This is a genomic window from Arthrobacter sp. WCS2018Hpa-7 (assembly GCF_031843805.1).
In the GTDB taxonomy this organism is placed as follows: Bacteria; Actinomycetota; Actinomycetes; order Actinomycetales; family Micrococcaceae; genus Arthrobacter.
Genome location: NZ_JAVTJB010000048.1, coordinates 1 through 3,135 on the forward strand (window position 1 = coordinate 1; position 3,135 = coordinate 3,135).

Genomic DNA, 3,135 nt, shown 5'->3' on the forward strand with positions numbered 1-3,135 from the left:
ATGGTACTGCACCCGGGAGGGTGTGGGAGAGTAGGACACCGCCGGACACACATTAGGCAAGAGCCCCGACCACAGGTCGGGGCTCTTCCCCTTTAACCACCACAACACACACATGAGCCGCGAAGGCCCAGCGACTACGCTGGACCAGCCCCTGCGGCTCGAAGCATTCCCAAGTAGTCGTCAACGCTGCCGGCATCAACCACTCCGCTCCCGGCCGCCCGTTCTCCGCCGGCTGGCGATAGTGCCGTATATGCCCGGCTGATCATGGATGGTTCACGGAGTTCGCAGGCAGTCTGGGCCAGAACGCACCAGGTAGCCTCCAGCAAGAGGTCCCGTGGCGGATCCGGCAGGTGGCGAAGTGCCGCCGCGGCGTTGGCTTGATGACCGGCTCGCAGCAGGAGAAGAGGACGCACCCATGGTTCGTAGGGGCCGAAGTCCCCGTCAACCAATACGTCCTCGTGGCGTAGCTGCCGGGTGAACACCTTTGCCAAGGGGCGCTCGTGCCGTACGGCCAGATGATCCACTGCATTGGCTTCAAGAGCGGCGGAATCGATGTCGGACAAAGCGCACAGGGCTTGCATCCGAATCAGGCGTCCGTTGATCTCAAAGGTGGGTGAATCGGCGTCGAACGCTGTTGTTATCAGCTGCCGGCCAAGGTCTTCGCGGTGCTTTGCCAGGCCTGTGCGGGCGAATGCCTGCATAAAATGAGCGCTCAAAGCGAAGCAAAGAAGTTGGCTGTCGCCCAAATTTCGCGCCAACTCAACAGCCTCGGTTGCTTCGCCCTGCCTGTTTCCTGCTCCGCGGGATTCCATGGCGATCGTCGCTAGAAGACGGGCCCGGCTGCGGTCGGTGAGGTTCACAGGAGAAGCCAGTGCAGCCTCAGCTGCGGCGACCACCGCGGTAGAAGCAGCGGGATCGTCTGTTCGCGTCCATATCCCGGGGACGTCGTAACCTCCGATGATTCGCGCGGCGAGTCCGGGATCGTTGAGGCCGGCGGCCGCTTCGATTGCAGCAAGGCGTTGCTGACGGGCTGTCTGAAGGTCGCCGGCGACCGCGAGGCTGCCCAACACGGCATTCGAAGCCTCCAGTTGGGCTCGCACGCTGCTGCTGGAATAGGCGCTGGCGATCGAGGCCAAACTGGCTGAATCAGACCGGTCCAATTGCCCATCCCTGCGGAGGATTCTGGTCGACAGAACCGTGAGGGCGGGGCTGAGGTCCAGACCGAGCTCGTCGGACAGCTTGCGCCGTGCCTCGCGAAGCACGGCAAGAGCTTCGCCTTGGCGGCCACTTCGGTAGAGGGCCAACGCCAACAGTCGCCACCCTTCCTCGCGCCATGGGTTGCCCATAACATGCGTTTCCAGGATGGAAACAGCGTCGGTTGGCCGGGCGTCGGCGAGCCGGGCTTCGGCACAGCGTTCGACGGCGGTCTGCCGCAGCCCGCTGAGCCGGGTCACCTCCGCGACCGCCCACGGATGCTCGCTAAATTCTTGATAAGCGCTTCCATTCCACTCAGCGAGGGCAGTGGACAAACGTGAATCAGCGTCGTCGGGTGGTGCTTCAATTGCCCCCAGCACGGCCGTTTCAAAGCGCCAGGCATCCACCGCGTCGGCGTCGAGCCTCAACGCGTAGCCGTCACCAACCGTGACCAGATGGGAGGGCATGGTCCGAGGTTTCCGGTGTGGTTCAAGGATGCGCCGCAGCTCGCCAACGAAGGTCCGGATGGCTCCGAAGGCCCCGTTCGGTGGCATACCGTCCCAGAGTTCTTCGGCAAGGGATGCGGTGGGGATAGCCCGACCACGTAGCGCGACGAGGATCGCGATGATCTCCCGATGCCTGCGCTTGGACAGTTCCAGCTGCACGCCGTCAACATTCACCCCGATGGGGCCGAGGACTCGGATCTGCGGCGCACTCACGGGTCAATCGTAGTCACGGGCCCTGACAAGCAAACGGCAGAGCCAGCTGATTCGCCGCTGATTCGGCTACCTACCACCGCGTCCCTGTAGCACCCCACGTGGAACTGAACGTTGCCGTCGCGGGGAGTGGACCCGCCGTCGTACTTTTGCATGGCTTCCCTCAGACGCATCTGATGTGGCGTCACGTCGCGGCCGACCTTGTGGCGGACCACACGGTCATCTGCCCCGATCTTCGGGGGTACGGAGCGAGTGACAAGCCTGTAGAGGACGACGAAGAAACTTATTCAAAGCGCACCATGGCCGCCGACGTCGTTTCGGCAGCGCGTGCCCTGGGCCATCAGCGCTTTGCCCTCGCCGGTCATGATCGCGGCGCGCTGGTTGCCATTCGTGCTGGCCTGGATCACGTTGACGCAGTGACCCATCTTTTGACGCTGGACGTCCTGCCGACCTTGGACATGTGGGACATTCTCCGGGGAGCGGATGCCAAGGTGGCGTGGCACCTTTACTTCATGGCACAGCCTGCCGGCATCCCGGAGCCCATGATCGAAGCTACAGCCGATGCATTTTTCGCCTCATTCCTGGATGGGTGGACCACTGACCCTGACGCGATTCCGGAGTCTTATCGGGAGGAGTATCTGAGGGCATCACGCAGGGCTGTGGCATCGATCGTTGCGGACTACCGCGCTTCTGCCGGTATCGATCTAACGCATGATCGGGCCGACAGGGACACCGGACGCACTCTGGAGATGCCCGTGACTGTGATGCAGCAGGATTGGGGCGCTGTGCTGGGCTACGACGCTGCCGCTCTCTGGGGGGCCTGGGCGTCTGACCTCCGCCACATGACCATTGACGGCGGGCACTTCATGGCTGAGGAAAATCCAGGTGCCGTCAGCGCTGCGTTGCGGGCGCTGATGAAGCGCTAGGGACCAGCGCCCGACGGCGGTTTGGTGGGGTTTTGGGGGTGGGTTTGGTGGTGGTGGGGTGGGGTGTGGGGGTGGATTTGCGTTGGGGGTTGGGGGCGTGTATTGTTTTCTGAGTCGCCGGGTGCGAAACGGAAAGCCGGAAGGTGTGTACGGTTCGGTAGGCGGCCAAAAATAACTCTTCTTTTCCAATGGCCCTGTTGGGTGCGCTGCTTTGTGTGGTGTGCTGTGGGTGATGTTTTGGGGGGTCTGTTGTTTGAGAACTCAATAGTGTGCCAAGTTTGTTGATACCGATTGTTTTA

2 protein-coding genes are annotated in these 3,135 nt (G+C 62.5%); one reads left to right on the forward strand and one right to left on the reverse strand.

Going from position 1 to position 3,135, the window contains the following annotated elements:
* Positions 1-134 precede the first annotated feature (134 nt).
* Positions 135-1,913 carry a BTAD domain-containing putative transcriptional regulator gene (locus tag RQH14_RS23110; RefSeq protein ID WP_311215447.1) on the reverse strand — a complete coding sequence of 593 codons (1,779 nt, stop codon included), beginning with the start codon at positions 1,911-1,913 and terminating at the stop codon, positions 135-137.
* A gap of 98 nt (positions 1,914-2,011) precedes the next feature.
* Here RQH14_RS23110 and RQH14_RS23115 point away from each other — a divergent pair, with 98 nt between their 5' ends.
* Positions 2,012-2,836 (forward strand): alpha/beta hydrolase, encoded by an 825-nt coding sequence (locus RQH14_RS23115; protein WP_311215448.1) that lies wholly within the window; start codon positions 2,012-2,014, stop codon positions 2,834-2,836.
* Positions 2,837-3,135: the final 299 nt, after the last annotated feature.